This is a genomic window from Clostridium sp. MF28, assembly GCF_002969175.1.
Lineage (GTDB): Bacteria > Bacillota > Clostridia > Clostridiales > Clostridiaceae > Clostridium > Clostridium beijerinckii.
Genome location: NZ_CP014331.1, coordinates 5590553 through 5598052, shown reverse-complemented (window position 1 = coordinate 5598052; position 7500 = coordinate 5590553). Strand labels below are relative to the sequence as shown.

Genomic DNA, 7500 nt, shown 5'->3' with positions numbered 1-7500 from the left:
TGCATTTTCTTCAATTTTTTTATATACCTCTAATGCATTGTTCTCAATATCAATAAGTCTCTCTATCAAATCATAAATAGTATAATTCATAATTAATTTCTCCTATTATATTTGAATTTATTTTAAATTGTATATAGACTAAAGAAAATTTATAAAATTATTATCATTATACTTTTTAACTATAATTAATATACGTTAACTAGTATATTTTTATATTCATTATCATCTTCACTAAAGCATTATCTATTACATTATAACGTTTGACAACATTGTGTAGCATCTATACAATATTTATTATGGATAAATTATTAGACAATAAAGAAATTAGTGAAATATTTCTGGAAGTAATATGTAGTTTCTTTGAAAAAGATTTGAAAGCTAAAAATTTTGGAACAGATTCAAATCTATATCATTCCGAAATACACATGCTGCAATATATAAAAGAAAATGAGGGCTTACATATTTCAGCTATTGCAAGAAAACTTGAGATTACGCGAGGTGCTGTCTCACAAACTATAAAGAGATTAGAAAATAAGGGCTATCTATTTAAGGAGGCGAGTTCTGATAGTAATTCAAAACTAATATTGAAGCTTACAGAAAAAGGTGAGGTGGCATATAAAAATCATAAAAGCTATCACAACCAATACAATCTTGTTATAAAAGAGTTATTGAGAAGTGCTAGCAGAGAAAATAAAGAATTTTTGTATAATTTTCTAAAGCAATTTAAAGACAAAATATAAGATACCTTTTCAAGGTATTTTATTTTATATTATATGTATAGTATCTATACATAAATCAATACAGTATTGTGGAGGATTAAAATGACTCATAAATCAAATTTTAAATTAAACAGATTTATAATATTAATTATGGCTATTACTTGCGGGGCTACAGTTGCAAACCTATATTTTATTCAGCCATTACTAACACAAATTTCTACAAACTTTAATATTTCAGAATCTCAAGCAGGATTTATTGTAACTCTAACCCAAATAGGTTATGCTCTAGGATTATTTCTATTTGTTCCACTTGGAGATATAAAAGAACGTCGTAATCTAATTATAAAAATGCTTATAGTTGTTGGTATTTCTTTGCTATTAGTTGCTATTTCTCCTAATTACGTAATTTTATTAATTGCTTCTCTGTTAGTTGGATTTACAACAATAATTCCTCAACTAATAGTTCCATTTGCTGCGCATTTGGCAGAACCTTCAGAACGTGGAAAAATAATAGGTAATGTTATGAGTGGACTTCTAATAGGAATATTACTATCAAGAACATTTAGTGGGATTGTCGGCCAAGCTTTTGGTTGGAGATCAGTATATTTCTGTGCTGCATTCTTAATGGCACTTTTTGCAATAATAATAAAAAACTTTTTTCCAACAAGCATACCAAACTCCAGTATATCATACGCTAAGCTAATACTCTCCATATTTCCTCTAATTAAACAAGAGAAAACTTTAAGAGAAGCATCTATAAATGGAGCATTGATGTTTGGAGCTTTCAGTGCATTTTGGACTTCTGTTATTTTTTTATTAGGTTCTCACGTTTATAATCTTGGAACACGTGAAGCTGGATTGCTTGGTTTAATAGGGGTTGCTGGAGCTGCCGCCGCACCTTTTGTTGGAAGAATTGCTGATAAAAAAACCCCTAAATTTACAGTGGGAATAAGCATTATTTTTTCTACTTTATCTTATATATGTTTTTTCATTTTAGGATATAAACTTTATGGTTTAATTGTTGGTGTTATACTACTAGATTTAGGAACCCAAGCTGGTCAAGTTTCCAATCAAGCAAGGATACATGAGCTTGGTGATGAAGCACGTAGCCGAATTAATACTGTATTTATGGTTTCATATTTTCTTGGTGGATCATTAGGCTCATTTCTAGCACCTTTAAGCTGGCAATATTTCGGTTGGATTGGAGTATGCTCAATAGGATTTATATTCGAAGTTATGGCTCTAATTTTTCACTACATCATTTATAAGTAAAAATTCAAGCTACTTATCATTTCATTAGACCATTAATAAATTTATTCTTCTATGGAAATTATACTAACCTTTAATATATCGTAGCCTATATATAATAAAATTATTACTATTATAACCTACGATATATCAGCATTTTGCTTTTTAATAACATTAAAACTTAGTTTCCTAATAGAAATTTATTATTTTAATTAAGAAATTTTTTAATTAAAGTCATACTCTTTGCGCTATATGGTGGAAAAAGTATTCTAATATTTATTTTTGTTCCTCTATTCAGGACACTTTTTCTATGAGAAAATGTTTTAAAGCTCTCTTCTCCATGATAAGATCCTATACCAGAATTTCCAACACCTCCAAATGGCAAATTACTATTTGCTAAATGATTTAAAGTATCATTTATACAAATGCCTCCTGATGGTATTTCTTCGATGACTCTTTCTCGTATTTTCTTATTATTAGTGAATATATAAAGAGCCAGAGGTTTAGGCATTTTTTTGATTTTCATTACAACCTCATCAAAATTAACAAACTCAATAATAGGTAGTACAGGCCCAAATATTTCTTCCTTCATGCTTTCCGATTCAAATGCTGATACATCTATAATTGTTGGCTCTATAAACCTTTCATATTCATCATAACTTCCTCCATAAAGAATTCCCCTTTTATCTTTATCAATTAAATTTTTTATTCTGTTAAAATGTTTATCATTTATTATCCTGCCATAATATTTACTAGATTTAACGTTATCTCCAAAAAATTCTTTTATGGCATTTTTCATTTCTTTAATAAGCTCATCTTTAATATTTTTACTAACCATAACATAATCTGGAGCTACACATGTCTGCCCTGCATTTAAAGTCTTTCCCCAAATAATCCTTTGAGCAGAAATTTTGATATTAGCAGTTTCATCTACTATTACTGGACTTTTACCGCCTAGCTCTAGAGTAACTGGAATCAAATTTTGCGCTGCCGCTTTCATTACTATCTTTCCAACACTTACGCTTCCAGTAAAGAATATATAATCAAATGGAGCATTTATTAATGAAATATTTGTCTTAATACTTCCTTCTACACAGCTTATATATTTTTTATCAAATATTTTTGAAATCATTTCACTTATTGTATTTGAAACATTCAATGAAATTTCAGAAGGCTTTATTACTATGCAATTCCCTGCACTTATTGCACCTATTAACGGCTCAATAACGAGTTGAAACGGGTAATTGTAAGGACCGATTATTAACACGCTTCCATAAGGTTCGCTAACTATATAACTTTTTCCAGGCTTTAAAAATATCGGTGTTTCTGTTTTTTTAGACTTTGCCCATTTCCTTAAATTATTAATTGTATTTTCTATACTCAAATATACAAATCCTATTTCTGTTACATATGATTCAAATTCATGTTTTCCCAAATCAAGACTTAAAGCTTCAGTAATTTTACTTTCATAATCTTTTATACTTTCTTTAAGTTTTTTTAATTGATTAATTCGAAATTCTATTTTCTTAGTAGCCTGAGTGCTAAAAAACTCTTTCTGATCTTTAAGAATTTCATTAACATCTTCTGATGTTAATTCAGAACTATTCATTTTATTATCTCCTTACCTTATATTCTAAGCAAATATTCCATAATTATAATTTTATCCAAATACTTGTAAAAAAATAACTTATGAGATAATTTAAAATTCCGGAGTGATTTCATCTATATGTACTGTCTTTTCTCCATTTTCCAATATCCTAAACTGAATCTCTATTTTAAAGCCATCTAAGAAGCTTACATCTATGTATTCATATTCTTCCTTTTTTTTCTTATTGCCTTTACTTTCTATTACTCCCATGCTTAAAGCCATTGGATCATTTGTAAAATGTAATTCATGTAAACATTGTTCGATTTTAAGTAATTCGCTTCGGGTAAAGCTTACTACATTACCCAAGTTATCAAAATTAAAAGTAAACTTATTAAAAAAATGGCTCCATTTCTTAAATATTTCACTCTTCTTTTCTTCTTCTTTATTTCTCACATCACTTTTCATTTTGTTATAAGCATCTACCAAGTTATGTGCTTCCTCTTTTAAATGTTGAAATTCCATTCCAATGTTTTTTATACTTTCCTCTTTAATAGATATTGCTTTAACATTATCATCTATCAATTCCTTCTTATATGTGGCCTTTATATTAATATCTGAAATCTTATTATTCACATCAATTTCTTCAAACTTAACTACTTTAAATTCTTCCATAAGTGAGTCTAGTTCCTCTAATGGTGCGTTTTCCATTTTAACCTTAATCTCTTTTAATTCATCTTCATATGATTTCTTGACTGATGTTAATTTAATATGTATTTTCCCCAAATCTATTATATCTTCTTCCGCTTTATCTCTACTTCTAATTGCGCTCTTCAATAGACGTTTTTCTTTCTCTAAACTATTCTCAATAGAATTTATTTTATCCTTACATAATTCTATTTGTTTTTTCAACTTTAACAATTCTTCCTGCGACTTCTTTAATTCTTCTTCTCTTTTAAATGCTTCCACTTCCTCTTCACTTGTTACAAAACTCGGAAGTTCTTCTTCTTTCACAGTAAATCTACCTCCATAAGCCTTAACGCATAACCATATAAGTCTTATAAAATGTTGCCTATCTAATTTTTTCCACACATTAAGAAATGTCAATTTTGCAACATCTACTGATTGAGTAAATTCTCTTTTTTGTTCTTCATCCATACTACTTATAATTTCTTCTATATCTTTTGTAGTTTCTTGTAGATCTACAAATGCTTGTCCATTTATATATTCTTTAGCCTTACCACTAAGCTTTTCATTATATTTTGAATAAATAATATCAGCCTTATGGTTTGGCGTTAAGTTTTTATGCACTTTATATAGTTTAGCTGCTTCCTCTATTACCTCTATTGATACTTCGTCCTCTGTTGCACTCTCTAAATCATCATTAGCCTTTTCGGAAAGAATGTTGAACAACCTTTCATTTAACTCATTTCTTGTACACTTTTCCAATTCTTCTTTTTTTTCGTCAACCAAAGCCCATATTTCTTTTACTTCCGGTTCTTCAAGCACACGATTTTTTCCTATTTTACTTCCTATAAAATTAATTATACTTATAGTTCTTTTCTTAGCCTTTTGTATAATTGGCTTTGATATATTTGTCACATTCATTGTTTCAAGTAATGCAATTTGTTCAATGATGTCATTATCTGAAATTTTTCTAAGTCCGTCAAAAATATTAGGCATATCTGTCTCCTTTGTAAATTAATTATTAGTTATTTTTATCATAGTTCATCTTAACAACGCTATAAAGTCAGCATAATAAATTCATATTAAAGCTACGATAATTCCTACCTAATTACTATATAGATTCTCAAATGAAATTTCAACCATATAAGTTATAAATAATATAATTCATTCTTTATAAGTTTATTGGTTTTATATATCTTGATAATTTTAAAATAAACTTTGATCAATTAAATTTTTTAGATAACATATGATAATGAAATATAATATTCACTAACACAAATTCTAGCATATTCATCTATATTTTAACAGAATAACCATTAATATTCCACATTATTGGTGAGATTCCTATTTTTATATATCTATATGTTCACCATCCCAAAATTTGATAAAAAAAAAGACAGCCATTATGACTATCTTTAATACTTACCTCGCAACGTCCTACTCTGCCACACAGTCTCCCATGCAGTACCATCGGCGCTATAGACCTTAACTTTCCTGTTCGAAATGGGAAGGAGTGTTACCTCTATGCCATCATCACGAGATATTGGCTCCGCGAAGAGGACTCGAACCTCCAACCTATCGGTTAACAGCCGAGTGCTCCACCATTGAGCTATCGCGGAACGCTATTTGAAAGAATTTGTTCTTTCAAAATTGCACATAAGTGAGGGTCCAAATTTTATATCTGGATACTCGAACTTACTCAGCGAACGCCAGTGAGTCGAGCTTCCTCTATTAATGTATATTACAACTTGATTATATTGGTCAAGCCCTCGACCTATTAGTATCAGTCAGCTAAATATGTTACCATACTTACACCTCTGACCTATCAACCTTGTAGTCTTCAAGGGGTCTTACTAGCTTATGCTATGGGAAATCTCATCTTGAGGTGGGCTTCACACTTAGATGCTTTCAGCGTTTATCCCTTCCCGACTTAGCTACCCAGCTATGCTTCTGGCGAAACAACTGGTACACCATAGGTCAGTCCATCCCGGTCCTCTCGTACTAAGGACAGCTCCTCTCAAATTTCCTACGCCCGCGACGGATAGGGACCGAACTGTCTCACGACGTTCTGAACCCAGCTCGCGTGCCGCTTTAATGGGCGAACAGCCCAACCCTTGGGACCTACTTCAGCCCCAGGATGCGACGAGCCGACATCGAGGTGCCAAACCTCCCCGTCGATGTGAACTCTTGGGGGAGATCAGCCTGTTATCCCCGAGGTAGCTTTTATCCGTTGAGCGATGGCCCTCCCACGAGGTACCACCGGATCACTAAGCCCGACTTTCGTCCCTGCTCCACTTGTAGGTGTCGCAGTCAGGCTCCCTTCTGCCTTTACACTCTTCGAACGATTTCCGACCGTTCTGAGGGAACCTTTGGGCGCCTCCGTTACATTTTAGGAGGCGACCGCCCCAGTCAAACTGCCCACCTAACAATGTCCTGTCACCAGTTTCATGGCATCCAGTTAGAACTTCAATACTATCAGGGTGGTATCCCAACAACGACTCCACCAAGGCTGACGCCCTAGTTTCCCAGTCTCCCACCTATCCTGTACAGACAATACCGAAATTCAATGCTAAGCTACAGTAAAGCTCTACGGGGTCTTTCCGTCCAATCGCGGGTAGCGAGCATCTTCACTCGCACTACAACTTCGCCGGATTTGCAGTTGAGACAGTGCACAAGTCATTACGCCATTCGTGCGGGTCAGAACTTACCTGACAAGGAATTTCGCTACCTTAGGACCGTTATAGTTACGGCCGCCGTTTACTGGGGCTTAAGTTCACACCTTCGCAAAACTTTGCTAAGTGTTCCCCTTAACCTTCCAGCACCGGGCAGGCGTCAGCCCCTATACATCAGCTTTCGCTTTAGCAGAGACCTGTGTTTTTGTTAAACAGTTGCTTGTGCCTATTCTCTGCGGCCTGATTTCTCAGGCACCCCTTCTCCCGAAGTTACGGGGTCAATTTGCCTAGTTCCTTAACTGCAATTCTTCCGTCGGCCTTAGGATTCTCTCCTCATCTACCTGTGTCGGTTTGCGGTACGGGCACTACTTCTCTTTCTAGATGCTTTTCTTGGAAGCATGGAATCAGATACTTCGGTTCCGTAGAACCTTCCCCATCACGCCTCAGAATTGTTGGAACGGATTTGCCAATCCCAACTCCCTAAACGCTTAGACTAGCATCCAATAGCTAGCACATCCTATCCTTCTCCGTCACACCATCGATAATAACGATTATAGTGGTATTGGAATATCAACCAATTGTCCATCGA

At 33.2% G+C, this 7500-nt stretch carries 5 protein-coding genes, 1 tRNA gene and 2 rRNA genes (2 of these 8 only partly in view); 2 read left to right on the top strand and 6 right to left on the bottom strand.

Features of this window, described 5'->3' with window-relative positions; all coding sequences use genetic code 11:
• Positions 1-90: the beginning of a hypothetical protein gene (locus tag AXY43_RS24780; RefSeq protein WP_023977040.1), read on the bottom strand. 387 nt of this gene lie to the left of the window's left edge; 90 of the gene's 477 nt are visible here — the first part of the coding sequence; its start codon is at positions 88-90; its stop codon lies off the left edge, out of view.
• A gap of 206 nt (positions 91-296) precedes the next feature.
• Between AXY43_RS24780 and AXY43_RS24775 the strand changes: the two genes are divergently transcribed.
• The gene (locus tag AXY43_RS24775; protein WP_017210204.1) at positions 297-740 is read left to right on the top strand and encodes a MarR family winged helix-turn-helix transcriptional regulator; all 444 of its coding nucleotides are present in this window, start codon (positions 297-299) and stop codon (positions 738-740) included.
• An 81-nt stretch (positions 741-821) separates the two neighbouring features.
• Positions 822-1991 (top strand): MFS transporter, encoded by a 1170-nt coding sequence (locus AXY43_RS24770; protein ID WP_023977041.1) that lies wholly within the window; start codon positions 822-824, stop codon positions 1989-1991.
• A 184-nt stretch (positions 1992-2175) separates the two neighbouring features.
• On the opposite strand, the gene AXY43_RS24765 is transcribed toward AXY43_RS24770, so the two are convergent.
• From AXY43_RS24765 to AXY43_RS24745, 5 genes are all read right to left on the bottom strand, one after another.
• Entirely contained in the window at positions 2176-3576 is a 1401-nt protein-coding gene (locus AXY43_RS24765; RefSeq protein WP_105412316.1) for an aldehyde dehydrogenase, read from the bottom strand.
• Positions 3577-3666: 90 nt separating this feature from the next.
• On the bottom strand, positions 3667-5235 hold the full coding sequence (locus AXY43_RS24760) for a hypothetical protein (protein WP_023977043.1): 1569 nt from the start codon (positions 5233-5235) through the stop codon (positions 3667-3669).
• A gap of 428 nt (positions 5236-5663) precedes the next feature.
• Positions 5664-5780: ribosomal RNA gene (gene rrf / locus AXY43_RS24755) — 5S ribosomal RNA — on the bottom strand.
• Between the two features lie 3 nt (positions 5781-5783).
• Positions 5784-5858, bottom strand: a tRNA-Asn gene (locus AXY43_RS24750).
• Between the two features lie 138 nt (positions 5859-5996).
• A 23S ribosomal RNA gene (locus AXY43_RS24745) occupies positions 5997-7500 on the bottom strand; it runs 1407 nt beyond the window's last position.

Excerpts from the sequence above, each read along its gene's own strand:
- AXY43_RS24760 (WP_023977043.1), bottom strand. The coding sequence starts at position 5,235 with ATGCCTAATATTTTTGACGGACTTAGAAAAATTTCAGATAATGACATC.
- AXY43_RS24770 (WP_023977041.1), top strand. The coding sequence starts at position 822 with ATGACTCATAAATCAAATTTTAAATTAAACAGATTTATAATATTAATT.
- AXY43_RS24775 (WP_017210204.1), top strand. The coding sequence starts at position 297 with ATGGATAAATTATTAGACAATAAAGAAATTAGTGAAATATTTCTGGAA.
- AXY43_RS24765 (WP_105412316.1), bottom strand. The coding sequence starts at position 3,576 with ATGAATAGTTCTGAATTAACATCAGAAGATGTTAATGAAATTCTTAAA.